General features: G+C 74.1%; 17 protein-coding genes. 7 read left to right on the forward strand and 10 right to left on the reverse strand.

Annotation, left to right across the window (positions count from 1 at the left end; all coding sequences use genetic code 11):
* Together KME80_RS46515 and KME80_RS46520 are read right to left on the reverse strand one after the other, a co-directional pair.
* Positions 1–351, reverse strand: a 351-nt coding sequence (locus KME80_RS46515) for a hypothetical protein (protein ID WP_219518332.1), incomplete at its 3' end; no start/stop codon positions are given.
* Between the two features lie 861 nt (positions 352–1,212).
* Complete coding sequence (locus KME80_RS46520) at positions 1,213–1,638, reverse strand: MarR family winged helix-turn-helix transcriptional regulator (RefSeq protein WP_219518333.1); 426 nt, start codon at positions 1,636–1,638, stop codon at positions 1,213–1,215.
* Positions 1,639–1,750: 112 nt separating this feature from the next.
* Here KME80_RS46520 and KME80_RS46525 point away from each other — a divergent pair, with 112 nt between their 5' ends.
* Positions 1,751–2,629, forward strand: coding sequence for an MBL fold metallo-hydrolase (locus KME80_RS46525; protein WP_219518334.1), 879 nt, complete (start codon positions 1,751–1,753; stop codon positions 2,627–2,629).
* A 17-nt stretch (positions 2,630–2,646) separates the two neighbouring features.
* Here KME80_RS46525 and KME80_RS46530 read toward each other — a convergent pair whose 3' ends face one another.
* Both KME80_RS46530 and KME80_RS46535 read right to left on the reverse strand, forming a co-directional pair.
* Complete coding sequence (locus KME80_RS46530) at positions 2,647–3,024, reverse strand: hypothetical protein (protein ID WP_219518335.1); 378 nt, start codon at positions 3,022–3,024, stop codon at positions 2,647–2,649.
* A 73-nt stretch (positions 3,025–3,097) separates the two neighbouring features.
* Positions 3,098–3,469, reverse strand: coding sequence for a DUF1622 domain-containing protein (locus tag KME80_RS46535; protein ID WP_308126223.1), 372 nt, complete (start codon positions 3,467–3,469; stop codon positions 3,098–3,100).
* Between the two features lie 140 nt (positions 3,470–3,609).
* Between KME80_RS46535 and KME80_RS46540 the strand changes: the two genes are divergently transcribed.
* Positions 3,610–4,242: a DUF1345 domain-containing protein gene (locus KME80_RS46540; RefSeq protein ID WP_219518336.1), complete on the forward strand. Its 633-nt coding sequence runs from the start codon at positions 3,610–3,612 to the stop codon at positions 4,240–4,242.
* Between the two features lie 9 nt (positions 4,243–4,251).
* Here the strand turns inward: KME80_RS46540 and KME80_RS46545 are convergent, their stop codons facing one another.
* Positions 4,252–4,818: a TetR/AcrR family transcriptional regulator gene (locus KME80_RS46545; protein ID WP_219518337.1), complete on the reverse strand. Its 567-nt coding sequence runs from the start codon at positions 4,816–4,818 to the stop codon at positions 4,252–4,254.
* A gap of 106 nt (positions 4,819–4,924) precedes the next feature.
* Here KME80_RS46545 and KME80_RS46550 point away from each other — a divergent pair, with 106 nt between their 5' ends.
* Both KME80_RS46550 and KME80_RS46555 read left to right on the forward strand, forming a co-directional pair.
* On the forward strand, positions 4,925–5,755 hold the full coding sequence (locus KME80_RS46550) for an SDR family NAD(P)-dependent oxidoreductase (RefSeq protein WP_219518338.1): 831 nt from the start codon (positions 4,925–4,927) through the stop codon (positions 5,753–5,755).
* A gap of 25 nt (positions 5,756–5,780) precedes the next feature.
* On the forward strand, positions 5,781–6,683 hold the full coding sequence (locus tag KME80_RS46555) for an SDR family NAD(P)-dependent oxidoreductase (protein WP_246646892.1): 903 nt from the start codon (positions 5,781–5,783) through the stop codon (positions 6,681–6,683).
* Between the two features lie 40 nt (positions 6,684–6,723).
* Here the strand turns inward: KME80_RS46555 and KME80_RS46560 are convergent, their stop codons facing one another.
* Positions 6,724–7,188: a MarR family winged helix-turn-helix transcriptional regulator gene (locus KME80_RS46560; protein ID WP_219518339.1), complete on the reverse strand. Its 465-nt coding sequence runs from the start codon at positions 7,186–7,188 to the stop codon at positions 6,724–6,726.
* Positions 7,189–7,273: 85 nt separating this feature from the next.
* Between KME80_RS46560 and KME80_RS46565 the strand changes: the two genes are divergently transcribed.
* The 3 genes from KME80_RS46565 (at position 7,274) to KME80_RS46575 (ending at position 12,358) form a co-directional block, all read left to right on the forward strand.
* The gene (locus tag KME80_RS46565; RefSeq protein WP_219518340.1) at positions 7,274–8,815 is read left to right on the forward strand and encodes an amidohydrolase family protein; all 1,542 of its coding nucleotides are present in this window, start codon (positions 7,274–7,276) and stop codon (positions 8,813–8,815) included.
* 151 nt (positions 8,816–8,966) lie between these two features.
* The gene (locus KME80_RS46570) at positions 8,967–11,297 is read left to right on the forward strand and encodes a polysaccharide lyase 8 family protein (protein ID WP_219518341.1); all 2,331 of its coding nucleotides are present in this window, start codon (positions 8,967–8,969) and stop codon (positions 11,295–11,297) included.
* Between the two features lie 80 nt (positions 11,298–11,377).
* On the forward strand, positions 11,378–12,358 hold the full coding sequence (locus KME80_RS46575) for a glycosyltransferase family 2 protein (RefSeq protein ID WP_246646893.1): 981 nt from the start codon (positions 11,378–11,380) through the stop codon (positions 12,356–12,358).
* On the opposite strand, the gene KME80_RS52415 is transcribed toward KME80_RS46575, so the two are convergent.
* From KME80_RS52415 to KME80_RS46595, 4 genes are all read right to left on the reverse strand, one after another.
* Positions 12,339–13,583 (reverse strand): glycosyltransferase family 4 protein, encoded by a 1,245-nt coding sequence (locus tag KME80_RS52415; RefSeq protein ID WP_219518342.1) that lies wholly within the window; start codon positions 13,581–13,583, stop codon positions 12,339–12,341. The genes KME80_RS46575 and KME80_RS52415 overlap by 20 nt on opposite strands.
* Positions 13,580–14,848, reverse strand: coding sequence for a polysaccharide biosynthesis protein (locus tag KME80_RS46585; RefSeq protein ID WP_219518344.1), 1,269 nt, complete (start codon positions 14,846–14,848; stop codon positions 13,580–13,582). Before KME80_RS46585 ends, KME80_RS52415 begins: the two co-directional genes overlap by 4 nt.
* Positions 14,836–15,588, reverse strand: a complete 753-nt coding sequence (locus KME80_RS46590) for an NTP transferase domain-containing protein (RefSeq protein ID WP_308126224.1) — start codon at positions 15,586–15,588, stop codon at positions 14,836–14,838. The genes KME80_RS46585 and KME80_RS46590 overlap by 13 nt, the downstream gene beginning before the upstream one ends.
* Positions 15,581–16,266, reverse strand: a 686-nt coding sequence (locus KME80_RS46595; protein WP_219518346.1) for an HAD family hydrolase, incomplete at its 5' end; no start/stop codon positions are given. The genes KME80_RS46590 and KME80_RS46595, both read right to left, overlap by 8 nt.

Below are 16,266 nucleotides of genomic sequence, written 5' to 3' on the forward strand. Positions count from 1 at the left end.
GCACACGCCGGCGACGTCGAGGGCGTCGGCCCAGCGGCGGTTGACGTCGCGGCTGGTCATCCACGCGACGGCGGCCGCCGGGCCGGTGATGAGGCCGACGCCGGCCAGCAGCAGCGCCCCGGCCAGCCGGTCGAGCATGTCACCGACCTCCCAGGAGATCATCTCCTCGAGGTCGCCGGAATGGCGGGCGCGCAGCCGTTCGGTGCGGGCGGCGCGCAGTTCCTTGACCAGACCGGGCAGCCGCCCGGCCGGCTCGACGCGCTCCTCCTCGGTGAGCGCGGCCAGCCGGTCGGCCAGGCGGGTGACGTCGTTGCGCGTGATCAGGTCACGGATCTCCGTCCAGACGGTCATCGGGAGCCGCCCGGGGTGCGTCCCTGGTGGAAGCGGGGGGAGGGCGCGGCGTTGGGGTACGCCCGCGTCGCTGCAGTCATGGCCGGGACGGTAGATCATCGCACCGACAAACCCGCGCGGCCTCGTTAAGATCATCCGCATTCGGGCGTACGGGAAGGAGCTGTGCGCGGTGGCGGGCCCGTCGGCGTGGCAGGCGCTGCTGCGGCGGTCGGGCGGATCGGCGAGTGCCGCCGAGCTCGGCGACGCCCTGGAGCCGCTGTGCCCGGAGGTCGTCGCCCGGCAGCGGGAGGACGAGGCCCGCGACCGGGTCGCGCTGGCGCGTGGGCAGACCGCCTGGATGGCCGGGCGCAACGCCCGGTGCGCCGACCCCTGGCCGGGGCTGCGGGCCGCGCGGCAGGGCACGGCCGCGTACTCACTCTTCGAGGGCGGCGGCTACTACGTCCATGACGACCGGGACACCACCGAGGAGGCGGGCGGCGACGTCCTCAAGGCCGTCGGCGACGGCCTCGTCCACGCGGCCGGCAGCAGCGCCGCCATCGTGACCTACGGCGAGAACGGGCCGATGTGCCTCACGGTCAAGGCGTTGCGCACCGCCCCGCCGTCGCGGCCCGAGGGCTGGGACCGGGTGGCAGAGGTGGGGCTCGTCAGCCGCAGCGGCCGCCTGGTGGTGCCGCCGTATCCGGAGGCGGGCGACAGCGGGGCGCTCGGGCCGCTGCCCAACCTGGCCGTCGGCGGTCCCGGGCGCTATCGGCTGCGCGTCCACGCGGGAACGGGACGAGGACGATCCCGGCGCTCCGGTCGAGGATCACCTGCTCGTCGCCTTCCCGGACCGGTCACCGGGGAAGCTCGTCCGCTGACCGGTCAGGCGACGACGGCGCGGGCCAGAAGGCGTTGCAGGGCGTCCTGCTCCTCGGCGGACAGCGGCGCCAGCGGGGACTCCTCGGCGAGCAGGCCCAGCAGGCGCTCGCGCAGCTCGGCGCCCGAGGGCGTCAGGACGAGCTGCTTGGCGCGGCGGTTGCCGGGGTGCGGATGGCGTTCGAGGTAGCCCTGTTCTTCGAGGCGGTCGGCGACGAACGTGGCGTTGGAGGGCTCGCAGCTCATGCGTTCGGCGAGCTCGCGCAGGGTCATGGGGCCGGTGAGCTCGCGCAGCGCGACGCCCTGCGAGGCGGTCAGTCCGAGGGTGGCCGCGCGGACCCGGACGTGCGCCTCGATCTGCTTGGCCAGGCCGCTGATCAGGCCGCACAGCTCGCGGTCGGCCTGGGCCTGCGTCTCGGGGTCGCCGGTCATGGCGCAACTCTACTACAACTCGAATGATTGCAATTAGAACCGTTCTAGTTGTAACTTTCTGTCGGCGCCGCCGTCCAGGGCGGCGTTCCCCCTGAGCACCGAGGCAGGAATCATGGTGACGACGACCGCTTTCGACCGCGCACGGCTGACCCGCGCGCCCCGCGTCCGCTCGCTCGACCTGGGCGGCCTGACGGTCACGTACGTGCCGGACGGGCTGGTCCGGCTCAAGCCGGGCGGCTGGCTGCCCGCCGCCACCGGCGCGGACTGGGCCCGCCACCGCGACCACCTCGACGGCGACGGCCTCCTCGTCGCGGGCATCGGCGCCCTGCTCGTCGAGCGCGGCGACCGCGCGATGCTCGTCGACGCCGGGTTCGGGCCCGAGTCCCGCCCCGACGACCCGGACAACCCGCTGCTGGGCAAACTGTACGGCGGCGGCCTGCTGGACAGCCTGCGCGGCCTGGGCCGCGACCCGGAGCGGATCGAGGCCGTCGCCATCACCCACCTGCACAGCGACCATCTGGGCTGGGCCTGGAGCAACGCCCCCGGCCGGGACGCGCCTCCGTTCGCGCACGCCGCCCACCTGGTCGCGGCGCCGGAATGGGCGCGGCGCGACCTCGCCGGCGACCCCAGGCTCGCCGTCCTGGAACCCCGGGTGCGCCCGGTCGAGGACGGCGAGGAGATCTTCCCCGGCGTCCGCGCCTCGTTCGCCCCCGGGCACACCGTCGGGCACACCGCCTACACGATCACCGGGAGCGACCGGCGGCTCATCGCGTTCGGCGACGCCCTGCACGCGCCCGTCCAGGTCACCCACCCCGAATGGTCGTGCGGGATCGACCACGACCCCGTCGAGTCCGCCCGGCACCGCCGCCGCCTCGTCGAGGAGCTGAGCCGCCCCGGCACAATCGGCTACGGCGGCCACTTCGCCGACGTGGTCTTCGGCCGGGCCGAGCCGGGCCCCGGCGGCCGGTTCGGCTGGGTCCCCGTCGCCTGACCCGCCGCCCGGGCGGGTCAGCCTCCGACGAGCGGGACGAGCTTGATGAACGACACCACCGGGTCGGCGGTGAGGTCGACGACCTCGGCCAGGTCCTCGATCTGGCGGTCCCCCACCAGCAGCACGAACCCGTTGCGCAGGAAGGCCCGCTCGGCGGCGTCCGCCTGCTTCTCCCAGTCGAGCCGGCGCGGCCCGTTCAGCTCCGCCTCGGCCGCCGACGGGCGGACCAGGCCGGTGAAGCGGGCCTCCGGGCGGGCGTTGTGCCGGGCGACCTCCTCCCTGACGCGCAGCCGAAGCAGCTCCCGGGCCGGAATGCTCTCCGGCAGGCCGGGCAGCTCGAACTCGGCCAGCGGTCTCCCGGCTGCCGTCTCGTCGCGAAAGGTGACCGTCGCCATCCCGCAGCTCCATGCGTCGAGGGAACCTTGCGAGATCATCGATATCAGCCGGGGCCGACAGGAACGGGCCCGCTCACGTCCCGGGGTCCCGTGGCGGTGACGGGTTGCGCCACGGCCAGTGGCCCTCCAGCTCGACCTGGAGGGAGAGGCTGAGGAAGGTCCGTACGAGGACGACGGCGGCCAGGACGCCCACCGACTGGAACGTGGGCGCGATGGCCACGGTCTTGATGATGTCGGCGGCGACCAGCAGCTCCAGGCCGAGCAGGATGGTCCGCCCGACGGCACGGCGGTAGGCGGGGTAGGCGGTGGCGGCCCGCTGGCGCGCCGCGCGCCGCCAGAAGGAGACGCTGGCGATGACCGTCCCGGCCACGATGACGAGCACGCCGAGCAGGTCGAGCAGCGTGCCGGACGCCTCGATGAACTGCTTGACCGGCTGCAGCTCCACGATCTCCCCCGTCGTTCACGCGCCATCGTACGGACGAGGAGGCGGCGGATCCGGGTGCCGTCGCGCCTTGGGGCGCAAATTCGCGGTCAAGCCGCGGCACCCCGGCTGACCTGCGACGATGCGGGCTAGAGTGGTGACGCATGAGCATCTGGTTGCCGCTGGGGGCCGTGCGCCGGCTCGCGGGCGCGGTGGTCATCGGGGTGGCGGCGGGCGTCGCCGTCGGGGTGCCGGCCGACGCCCCGCTGGGGATCCTGGCCGGCATCGCCGTGACGGAGCTGCTCTTCGTGCTGGCGGGCTGGGCGGTGATGTGGCCGATGGACGCGGCGGCCACCCACCGCAACGCGCGGCGCGAGGACTTCCTGCCCATCGTGGAGGAGATCGTCGTGGTCACGGTGGCGCTGTGCGGGCTGGTCGCGATCGTGCTGCTGCTCGTGCGCGGGGAGCCCGACGCCGGCCACGCCGCCGCCGCGACCGCGCTGTTCGGCGTCTTCCTGGCGTGGGCGGCGCTGCATCTGATGTACGCGGCCCGCTACGCGTACGTGTACTACACGGCGGCGGGCGGGATCGACTTCAACTCGGAGCAGCCGCCGGCCTACCGGGACTTCTTCTACTTCAGCTACAACCTCGGCATGACCTATCAGGTGTCGGACACCGACGTGTCGAGCTCGGCCATCCGCTCGATCGTGCTGCGGCACACGCTGCTGTCGTACGTGTTCGGCACCAGCATCCTGGCCACCGCGATCAACCTCGTCATGGGCATGGTGACAAGCTGAGAGTCAGGGTCAGGGGCGCAGGCCGTCGAGGACGAGCGCCAGGTAGCGGCGCCAGGGCTGCGTGCCGCCGGTGGACGGCAGGTCCATGACGGAGTCGATCATCGTCACGATGGGCGCGATGTCGTCCACCGTGAGGTCGGCGCGGATCGTGCCCTGCTCCCGGGCGCGGGCGATGAGCAGGCCGCAGGACTCCGCGATGCCCTCGCGGGCGCGGGCGATCTGCTCGCTGTCGCCGGCGCCCTGCCGCATCAGCTCACGCAGCCCCCGGTCGGTCGCGGCCAGCTCCAGCGCGTGTTCGAGGAACGCGGTGAGCGCCCGGCCGGCGTCCTGGCCGGTCAGGGCGTCGTGCGCCGTGGCGCGCAGCTCGTCGAGCTTGCCCGCGTAGACGGCCTCGGCCAGGACCTCCTTGTTGGGGAAGCGCCGGTAGACGGTGCCGACGCCGAGCCCCGCGTGGTGGGCGACGTCGTTGAGCGTGGCCTGCAGCCCGCGCGCGGCGAACACCTCCCGTGCCGCCGCCAGCGTGCGCCGCCGGTTGTGCTCGGCGTCGCGGCGCAGTGGCGGTGTCTCTTCGCTCATGGCATCCCGTCCGTCGGCTAACTGGATACATCATATCCGCTTCGTGTTAGGCTGCCGAACATAAGCGGATATGTCGTATCCACTTCCGAGCGGAAGCAGGTGAAGCATGCAGACCGTGGTCATCACCGGAGGCACCGACGGGCTCGGCAAGGGGCTGGCCCTCCACTACCTCCGGCAGGGCGCCCACGTGATCGCCGTCGGCAGCACCCCGGAGAAGGGCCGGGCCCTGCTCGCCGAGGCCGCGGCCCTGCCGGCCGGGCGGGCCGCCTTCGTACGCGCCGACCTGACCTCGGTGGCCGCCACCCGGGACCTGGTGAACCGGCTGACCGGCGAGCACCCGGTCGTGGACAAGCTCGTCCTCTGCGCCCAGCGCTACCGGCTCTTCGGCGGCCGGGCGGTCACCCCGGAGGGCTTCGAGCACAGCTTCGCGCTCGCCTACCTCAGCCGTTACGTGCTGAGCCACGGCCTGCACGACGCGCTGCGGGCCGCCCCGCGTCCGGTGATCATGAACGTGGGCACGCCCGGGGTGCCGCTGGGCCGGATCCACTGGGACGACCTGCAGCTCGCGCGCCGCTACAGCGGGGCCAGGGCGACCCTGCAGTCCTTCCGGGCCAACGACCTGCTCGGGGTCGCGTTCGGCGTCCGTCATGCCGGGGGCGGCGTCCCGTACGTCGGCTACAACCCCGGCGTGGTCTCCACCGGCATGCCGGCGAGCCTGCCGCAGCCGCTGCGGGCGGTGGCGAAGGCGTTCTTCACGCTGTTCGCCACCTCGGTGCCGAAGGCGATCGCGCCCATGACGGCGCTGCTGGACGACCCTCCGGGCGAGCCCTTCACCGCGCACTGGCAGAGGCGCCGGCTGTCGCTGGGCGGCCGCGCCTTCGACCGGCAGGACGCGCTGCGCCTGCACGACCTCACCCACGACCTGATCCCGGCCTGACGCCGCCCTGCCAAGGAGGACACCGATGGCACCGAACGACCTGACGGGGAAGACCGCGCTGATCACCGGCAGCACCGGCGGGATCGGCCTGGAGACGGCACGCGGCCTGGCCGCGCGGGGGGCGTCCGTCATCCTGGCCGGGCTCGACGAGGGCCGCGCCCGGCGGGCCGAGCGCGAGGTGCGCGCCGGGGCCGGGCACGACCGGGTGACCGCGCTCACCGCCGACGTCACGACCCTCGACGGGCTGGTCCGGCTCGCGGCCGGGGTCGCCGAGCGCTGCGACTCACTGGACGTGCTGGTCAACAACGTCGGCGTGAACACGCCGCGCCGGGAGCTGACCGCCGACGGCGTGGAGAAGATGTTCGCCGCGCACGTCCTGGCCCCCTTCACCCTCACCCACCTGCTGCTGCCCCGGCTGCGGCGGGCCGGCCGGGCCCGGGTCGTCAACCTGACGGGCGGCATCCCCGGCGGCCCCGTCGACCACGGCAACCTCCAGGGCGAACGCCGTCTCCTCGGGTGGACGTTCAGCCACTACAACCACACCAAGACGATGACGATGGCGCTGACGGCCCGGCTCGCCCGGGAGCTGGACGGGACGGGGGTGACGGCCAACGTGGTCTATCCGGGGCACGGCTACACGCCGATGAACCGGTCGACGCCGATCGCCGCCTTCCCGGTGCTCTACCGGCCGATCGCGCCGCTGGTGCTGAAGGTGATCGCGCCGCTGTTCCTGTCGGACCTGACCCGCTCGGCCCGCTCCAGCGTCCACGCCGCGGCGAGCCGGGAGGTCGAGGGCGTCACCGGCGCGTACTTCGACGACCGGTGCCGCCGCAAGCCGCTGCCGGCGAGCGCGCTCGACGAGCGCAACCAGCGCGCGGTGTGGGACCTGTGCGTCCGGCTGAGCGCGGACGCGCTCGCCCAGCCCTGACCGGGCCCGGTCCCGGCCCCCGTCGCCGCCGTCGCCGCCGTCACGGGCGGGGCGGCTGGTCGGCCTCCAGGCTGTCGAGGACCTTGGCGGCCAGGGCGGCGAACCGGTCGAGCTCCTCCGGCGTGAGACGGTCGACGAACAGGCGGCGGACCTCCTCGGCGTGCCCCGGCGCGGCCTTCCGGAGCGCGGCGAGCCCGTCCTCGGTGAGCACGGCCTCGATGCCGCGCGAGCCGCACGGCTCCCGGACGACCAGGCCCCGCCCGCTCATCCGGGTGAGCTGGTGGTGCATGCGGCTCTTCTCCCAGCCGGCCACGCGGGCGAGCTCGTAGGAGCGCATGCGCCTGCCGGGCGCCTCCGAGAGCAGCGCGAGCACGGTGTAGTCGGCGTTGGACAGGCCGCCGACGGCCTGGAGCTGCTGCTCGATGCGGGCCCGCAGCAGCTCCACCATCCGGAACGAGGTCCGCCACGCGCGGAGTTCGCGTTCGGTCAATCCCAGCTGCGCCATGACGTCCACCCTACCAGTGAGTTGACATGTCCACTCGATGACGTACGCTCCGGTTGATACATCAACTCACTGTTGGAGCAGCCTTATGACGAGCCGGAAGAACCACGTCGGGCGGCGCGCCTTCCTGAAGACCTCGGCCGCGGTGGCGGGCACGGGCCTGCTGGCCGCGTCCCCCGCCTCCGCCGCCGAGCCGCCGCCGCCGAAGGACAGCGGCCGCCGGGGGCGCCGCTATGTCGTCCGGGGCGGGGCCGTGATGTCGATGGACCCGGCGGTGGGCGACTTCGAGACCGCCGACGTCCTGGTCGAAGGCGAGAGGATCGCCGCGGTCGCGCGCCGCGTCGACGCGCCCGGCGCGGACGTGATCGACGCGCGCGGGCGCATCGTCATGCCGGGGTTCGTCGACACGCACCACCATCTGTTCGAGACAGCCGAGCGCGCGTTCCTGGCCAACGGCCTGCTGCTGGACGACGGCTCGGGCTCGCCGAGCGCCCGGCCCAACTACGGCGAGCACATCCTGCAAGGGTTCGCGCGGGTCTACCGGCCGCAGGACGTGTACGTCAACGCGCTGTTCGGCGGGCTCTCGCAGCTCGACGCGGGGGTCACCACCGTCCTCGACGTCTCGCAGATCCACCACTCCCCCGAGCACTCCGACGCGGCGGTCCAGGCGCTGATCGACACCGGGCGGCGGGCCGCGTTCGGCTACTTCGAGGGCGACGGCCGCCCCGGCGCCCGCTACCCGGAGGACGCCCGCCGCATCCGGGAGCGCTGGTTCCCCTCCGACGACCAGCTCGTGACCCTGGTCATGGGCGGCGAGCTGCACCTCGGCCGGGAGACGTACACCCGGTCCTGGGCGATCGCCCGCGAGCTCGGCGTGCGGATCGCCGCTCATTCGGTGGGCTCGTGGGGGATGCGGCCGGTCTTCGACGAGATCGCCGCGGGCACCGCCGGGGTGCGGGTCGGGCCGGACAACCTTTTCATCCACATGACCGGCATGTCCGACCGGACGTGGAAGACGTTCCGGGACGCGGGCGCGCAGGTCTCGCTCGCCTTCCCGATCGAGATGGTGATGCGGCACGGCACCCCGCCGATCCTCAAGATGCAGGAGCTCGGCATGGAGCCCTCGCTGAGCTCCGACGTCGAGACGACGATGGCCGCCGACCCGTTCACGCTCATGCGCTCGGCCATGATCATGCAGCGGATGGTCGTCAACCAGCTCGTCCTGGACCAGGGCGACCTCGTGCCGCCCGGCAACTGGCCGACCCCGGCCGAGGGCACGCCGGAGCTGCTCACGGTCCGCGACGTGCTGCGTTACGCCACCGTCAACGGCGCGGCGCACCTCGGGCTCGGCGCGCGCACGGGCACGCTCACGCCCGGCAAGCAGGCCGACCTCGTGCTGCTCGACGCCACGGCGCTCAACGTCGCCCCGCTCAACAGCGTGCCCGGCGCGGTCGTGTCGCTGATGGACCGCACCAACGTGGAGACCGTGATCGTCGCCGGCCGGGTCCGCAAGTGGCGGGGGCGGCTGCTCGGCGCGGACCTGGGCCGGCTGCGCCGCGAGCTCGAAGCGTCACGCGACCACCTCTTCCGGGCGGCCGGCGTACCGCAGGACCTGTTCGCATACAGCTGAGCCCGGCACGGGCGGCCCGGAAGGCGGCGGTCGGACACCAGGTGATCGAGGCTGATGTCAGGGCAGGGGAGGTCGCGGAGCCGGAAGGCCGCTCCCCTGTCGACATATGATCCTTTCGTTTGGTATTTGGCCCGATTGTCGGAAGGCGCCCATGTCCCACCCCCTCAGCCGGCGGGCCGCCCTGCTGGGCGCCGCGGCCGTGGCCGGAGTCGCCCTCTGGGACGAACCGGCCAGTGGGGCGGCACGGCGGGCCGCGTTCGACGCCGCGCGCGAGCGGTGGGTGAGCCTGCTGGCCGGCGGGCGGTTCGACGCCGACTACGCCGCCGAGACGCGGGCCGTCGAGGGTTCGGCCAACGCGGTGCTGCGCAAGCTGAAGCCGTCGGGCGGCCGCCGCCCCAGCCTCTGGCCCGACCTGCCGCTGGACGACCCCCGCACGGGCAACTTCAACCGCGCCTACAACCGCATGCGCACGCTGGCGCTGGGCTGGGCCACGCCGGGCACCGCCATGCACCGGGACGAGCGGGTCGCCGAGACCGCGGTCAGGGCGCTGGACTTCCTGTACGAGCACGCCTACCACGAGGGGCTCGACCGGCGGGGCAGCAACTGGTTCTGGTGGGAGATCGGCGTGCCGCGCTCGCTGACCGACACCTGCGCCCTGCTGTACGACGGCCTGCCCGGCGACCGGCTGAGGCGCTGGCTGCGGCCGGTGCGGCGGTGGTGCCCCGACCCGGAGCGGCGCGTCAGCCATCCCGGCGTCGTGGAGACCGGCGCCAACCGGGCGGGCAAGGCGATGGCGGTGGCGATGCGCGGTCTGCTCACCCACGACGCGCGCCTGGTCAGGCGGGCCAAGGACGCGGTCTCCGACCTGTTGCGGACGACCCGGGGCCCGGGTGACGGCTTCTACCGTGACGGGTCGTTCATCCAGCACGACGTGTACCCGTACAACGGCAGCTACGGCGTGGACTACCTGGAGAGCGTGGCCAAGCTGATCGCCATGCTGGCCCGGTCCCCGTGGGAGATCCCCGACATCGGGAACGTCTACGACATCGTGGACCGCTCCTTCCTGCCGTTCGTCGTCGACGGGCTGATGATGGACTGCGTGCGCGGCCGGGCGATCTCGCGGCAGGGCCACCGCGACTACCACGCGGGCCAGAAGACCGTCGAGGCCGTCCTCACCCTGCTGGAGGCGGCCCCCGAACGCCACGCCCGGCGCTGGAAGCCGCTGGTGAAGGGCTGGCTGACGCGCAACCGGGCGATCCCGTACGAGTCGCTCGCGCCGCTGGCGAGCATCGCCAAGGCCCGCGCCCTGCTGGAGGACCCGTCGGTGCCGGTCGGCCCGCGCCTGACGGGCACGTACGTGTTCGCCGACATGGACCGGGTCGTGCACCACCGCCCCACCTGGGCGTTCGCGATCGCGATGAGCTCGGAGCGGATCGGCGCGGCCGAGGCCATGAACCGGGAGAACCTGCGCGGCTGGTACACCGGCGACGGCATGACGTACCTCTACACCGACGACCTCACGCACTGGAACGACGAGCTGTGGCCGACGATCGACCCGTACCGGCTGCCGGGCACGACGGTCGACAGGCGCAGACGCGGCGAGCTGCGGCACGGCGAGCGCCGCCTGCCGCCGACGCCGTGGGCGGGCGGGGTGGCGCTCGACGGCGAGTACGGCGCGGCGGCGATGAAGCTGGTCGCCAAGGGCTCCTCGCTGCGGGCCAAGAAGGCGTGGTTCCTGCTGGACGACGCGGTCGTCGCGCTCGGCACGGGCATCGCCGCCTCCGACGGCCGCCGCGTCGAGACCGTCGTGGAGAACCGCAATACCCACGACCGCCATCCGCCGCTGACCCGGGGCGACGGCTGGGTGCACCTGGCCGGTGTGGCCGGTTACGCGCTGCTCGACGGCGCGAAGCCGAAGGTGGTCCGGGAGAAGCGCACCGGCCGCTGGCGCGACATCGACAGGGGCGCCACCACGGGCGGCGACGGCACCCCGCTCACCCGGCACTACACGACGATCGTGATCGACCACGGCGAGGACCCGGACAGGGCGCGGTACGCCTACGCCGTGCTGCCCGGCGCCCGCGTCACGCAGACCGCGGCCTACCGGGGCCGGGTGGAGGTCCTGGCCAACTCCGGGTCGGTGCAGGCGATCGCCCGCGACGACCTGCTCGCCGCCGTCTTCTGGCGGGCGGCGACGGTCGAGACCCCGTACGGGCCGCTGAAGGCCGACGGTCCCTGCGCGCTGGTGCTCCGCCGCGACCACGACCGGCTGCGGCTCGCGGTCTCGGACCCGTCGCGGAGCGCCGACGAGGTGCGGATCACGCTGCCGTGGGAGGTGCGTTCAGTCGCGGAGGCCGACCGGGGCGTGCGCAGGGCCGGGAGGTCGGTCAAGGTCGAGCTGCGCGGCGCCCGAGGCCACACCCGTACGGCGGCGCTGCGGCTGCACGTCGCCGGGCAGCACTTCCCGCCTGACAAGTCCTGACAAATCACACATAACCAGGACGTACGCGGCGGCCCCTGTGCCATCCTTGATCGACAGTCGCGTCCCGGCCGGGAGCCACCATGACCACCGTGTCCCTGATCGTGCCCTGCTACAACGCCGCCAAGACCCTGCGCCTGTGCCTGGAGGCCGTGCTCGCGCAGACCCGGCTGCCCGACGAGATCGTCGTCGTCGACGACGCCAGCACCGACGGCTCGGCCGAGCTGGCCGAGAAGCTCGGCTGCCGGGTCGTGCGGATGCCCGTCAACCGCGGCGTGTCGGCCGCCCGCAACACCGGCGCCGACGCCACCACCGGCGACGTGATCTTCTACCTGGACTCCGACGTGGCGCTGCGGCCCGACGCCGTCGCCAACGCGCTGGCGATCCTCGACGGCGACCCGGACGTGGGTTGCGTGCACGGCGTGTACGACACCGAGCCGCTCATCGACGACGGCCCCGCCGAGTGGTACCGCATCCTGCACGCCGTCCACTGGCGGCGCCGCCACCTGGGCGAGGTCAACAGCGTCGTGTTCGCGCTGGCCGCCATCCGCCGCGACGTCCTGCTCGGCGCCGGCCGCTTCGACGAGAGCCTGCGCGACTGCGAGGACGTCGAGTACAGCAGCCGCCTGGCCGTCCGCAGCCGGATCGTGCTCACCGACACCGTGGTCGGCCGGCACGACGACGGCAGCGACCTGCTGCCGATCCTCGGCGAGCAGTGGCGGCGCGCGCTGCCGCTGATCCCGCTCGCGCTGGCCACCAGCCGGCGCGGCGCCGCCAAGCCCGAGCACGCCAACCGGCCCACGGGCATCCTGGCCTGCGCGCTCGCGCTGGCGTGCCTGCCGCTCGGCCTGCTGTCGCCCGCGCTGCTCGCCGTGCCCGCCGCGCTGGTGGCCGGGTTCGTGCTGGCCGACGTGGAGCTGGTCCGGTTCGTGCACGGCAGGCGCGGCCCGGCGTTCACCGCGTACTTCATGGGCGTGCACCTGGCCGTGCACGTGGTGCTCGTGACCGGGCTGGCCGTCGGGTCGCTGCGGGTGCTGCCGGGGCTCAGGAAGAGGTACGCGTGAGCCGCCCGAGCGCGGCCTCGTAGCACGCCACGGTCTCGCGGGCGGCCCGCTCCCAGCTCAGGCCCTCGCTCACCAGCCGCCTGCCGCGCTCGGCCAGCTCCCCGGCGAGCCGCGCGTCGGTCATGACCTCCAGCACGCCGCGCGCGATGTCGGCCGGATCACCGGCGCGGACGAACCGGCACGCCGGCCGGTCCGGGTCGCCGAGGAAGATCCGCGAGAACCCGTCGCCCAGCACCACCGGCCTGCCCAGCGCCATCGCCTCGGTCGCCACCAGCCCGAACGGCTCGAACAGCGACGGGAACACGCACGCGTCGGCCATCGCGTAGAACTCCAGCAGCTCCCGCCCGCCGACGAACCGGCCCGGGGCCAGCACGCTCAGCCCCGACGCGGCGGCGATCCGCTCGACGCCCGCCACGTCTCCCTCGCCCACCAGCACCAGCCGCACGCCCGGCAGCCCGGCGGCGATCTCCGGCAGCGCCTCCAGGAGCTGGTAGACGCCCTTCTGCCGTTCGATCCGGCCGACGAACAGCAGCACCGGATCGCCCGCCGCGATCCCCAGCCGCACCCGCAGGCCCGCCGCCGCCTCGTCCAGGCCGGCCCGGTCGAAGCCCGGATCGGCGACCAGGTGCTCGAACGTGCCGCCCAGCGGCACCACGTCGATCGGCGTGCGATCCCACCCGGCCGCCACGAGCTGGTCGCGCACCTCCGGCGTGGCCACCACCACCCGGCGCGAGATCCGCGCCAGCCACCGCTCCAGCGCCGCGAACAGGCCCACCGGGTCCGGGATGCTGCGCTGCTCGGCGACCCCGTACTCGGTCGTGTGGACGTGCAGCACGACCGGCAGCCGCAGCGCGTAGTGGCACAGCAGCGCAGCCAGGAAGTTCGTCGAGTCGTGCACCGCGACCAGGTCGGGGCGCGCCGAGCGGCGCAGCCGCAGGAAGTAGCGCCAGTTGCTCGCCACCACGGTCAGCGCCAGCAGCAGGAACTCCACGCCCTTGGTGCGGTTGAGCCGCCTGCGCCGGCCGATCGCGCCGAGGAGGCGGCCCAGCGGCCGGTGCACGGTGATGCCCGGCAGCCGCTCCTCGACCGTCTGGCGGCCGTCGTTCAGCGTGAAGACGGCCAGCCGGTGCCCGCGCGCCAGGTACGGGGTGATCAGCTCGGCGTAGCGGCCCAGCCCGGCGGTGATGTTGGGCGGGAACTGGTTGACGATGTAGGCGATCCTCATCGTTCGGCCTCCGGGCGACGGTAGAGCCGCGCGGCCACGACGCCGACGACGGCCACGAGGATGACATTGGACAGCGCGAACGCCAGCAGCCCGCCGGTCAGCCCCCACCAGGCGATGCACGCCACCTGGACGGCCAGCGCCGCCGGCGACCCGGCCAGCAGGCAGCCGACGAGCACCCGGGCGCCGCGCACCCCGTCCATCTGCAGGGCGACGGCGTAGAGGTTGAACACCATGTGGGCGCCGATCCCGGCCGCCGACAGCGCCATGAGGCCGACGGCGTACGGGTACTCGGCCCCCATCAGCAGGAAGAACACCGTGCTCGCCGCGAACGCGAACACCGCCGTGGCGGCGCCGACCAGCGGGGCGATCCGGGCGATGCGCCGCATGACGGCGGGTTTGTCGCTGGTGGCGAGCGCGGGCAGCAGCACCAGTCCGATCCCGTCGGTGAACACCACGCCGAGCAGCCGCTTGGGGAAGCCGTTGTAGACGGAGTACACGCCGACGTCGGCCGGGGCCGACCAGTGGTTGAGGAAGATCACGTCCACGCCGAACAGCACCGAGGTGAGCGCGGCGATGGCCGTCACGTACGCGCCGTGCCGGTAGAGCGCCCTGGCCAGCGGCGCCGACCAGGCACGCGGCCGCACCCCGGCGGCGGCCACGGCGACGGCGGCCAGGAGCAGGTTGGTGGCGATCAGCGCCACCAGGTACGGCTCGGCGTCGCGCACGCCGAGCACGAGCAGGCAGAAGCCGGCCGCCGCCAGGTAGGCGAGCGCCACACCGAGCTTGAGCCAGGCCACGAACGCGTAGCGGGCCAGCCCGCGCAGCAGGCTCTCGGTGAGCTGGTTGAGCGTCATCGACAGCGCCAGCGCCAGCGCGAACCCGAGCGTGCGGACGTCGACCCCGAGCAGGCCCGTCAGCAGCGGCGCGGCCAGCAGGCCCGCCGCCGCCAGCGCGACGCTCAGCGCCAGCGTGGCCAGCACCGCGGTGGTGACCAGCGCGGGCCGGTCGGCCGGGTCGGCGCGCGGCAGCTCCTGCAGCATGACGTAGTGCAGGCTGGTGAGCATGGCGACGGTGACGATCAGCGCGATCGTCAGCACGACGGTGAAGTGGCCGAACGCGGCGGCCCCGGCGCCCCGGGCGATGACGAGCGTGGTGGTGGCGGCGGCGCCGCTGGCCACCGTGCTCACCAGCGTGGGGCCCGCCGCCCACCGGTGCCGGTCGAGCAGTCCGGCCAGGCGGGCGCGCGGCGCGGTCAGGTCGCCCACCGCGCGTGGGCCCGGCGGGCGAACTCCAGGTCGGCGGGCGTGTTGATGCCCCGCGCCTCGTCCGGGTCGGCCACCGGCACCACCCGCACCGGCCAGGCCAGATCCTGCGCCAGGTGCGGCAGGAACGGCAGGAAGTTCACCTCGCCGGTCGCCGCGCCGCGCCTGGCCCCCGCCGCGTAGCGGGCCCACGCCTCCTCCAGCCCGGCGGTGGCCAGGCAGAACACGCCGATGTCGCTGAGCCCGCCCGGACGGCACCGGTCACCCTCGCGTGACATCAGCACCCGGGTCAGCCCGGCGGGCCCGAACTCGTACTCCACGTACGGGTCGGCCATCGCCACCAGCGGGAGCGTCACCCCCGGCCCGGTGTGGGCGGCGGCCACGGCGCGGACGGTGACGGGCGACAGGTTCGCCTGGTCGCCCCAGACGACGAGGATCGCGTCGTGGCCGCGCCATTGCGGGGCCGCGCCGAAGATCGCGTCGCCCATGCCGGTCGGCTCGGGCTGCACGCTCACCGACACCGCGCCGGTGGCGAGCTCGGCGGCGGCCAGCTCCCGGAACGCCCCCACCCCGTCCGGGGAGAGCACGACGTGGACGTGCGCCACGGACGGCCGCAGCCGCCGGTGGAGCAGGTGCCAGACGGTGACGCCGTCAGCGACCTCGATCATGATCTTGGGGATGGCCTGGCCCAGCCTGGTCCCCCGGCCGGCCGCCGGGATCACCGCGCAGATCCGGTCACTCACCGGCACTCACCTCCTGTTCGACGGCCTGTTCCACGACGGTCACGAGCTCGCGCAGATCGCGTACGGCCACCGCTCCCGGGGCCGGCGCGGCCGTGTGGACGTGCAGCGTGACCAGCCCCGCGCCGGTCGCGGACGCCACCCCGTGCGCCGAGTCCTCCACCGCCACCGCCTCGGCCGCCTCGACTCCCCACAGGCGGCAGGCGTGGACGTAGAACTCCGGGTCGGGCTTGGCCGAAGCGACGTCGTCGGCGGTGAGCACGCCGGCGAAGTGGCGGCCCAGCCCGCTCGCCGCGAGGACGCGCTCGACGGAGCCCCGGCTGCCGCTGGTCACCAGGTAGGCGGCCAGGCCCGCGCGGGCGAGCGCGCCGAGGAGCCGGTGCGCGCCGGGGAAGACCGCGACCCGGCCCGCCGCCACCTGCTCGCGGTAGCGGAGCTGCTTGCGCCGGGCCAGCTCGGCGGCCACGTCCGGGTCGGCGACCAGCCGGGCGGCCACCTCGGCGGTGCTCGCCCCGGCGTGCGCGGCGTAGCGGAAGGAGGCCAGCGCGGCGGGCGCGAGCTCGGCGATCGCCTGCCGGAACGCGGCCTCGTGGGCGGGGCCGGAGTCCACCAGCGTCCCGTCGAGGTCGCACAGCCAGACCCGCCGTCCGGTCACGGCGGCGCGCACGGCGGTGTTCATCG

This window comes from Nonomuraea ceibae (genome assembly GCF_019396325.1).
Taxonomy (GTDB): Bacteria; Actinomycetota; Actinomycetes; order Streptosporangiales; family Streptosporangiaceae; genus Nonomuraea; species Nonomuraea ceibae.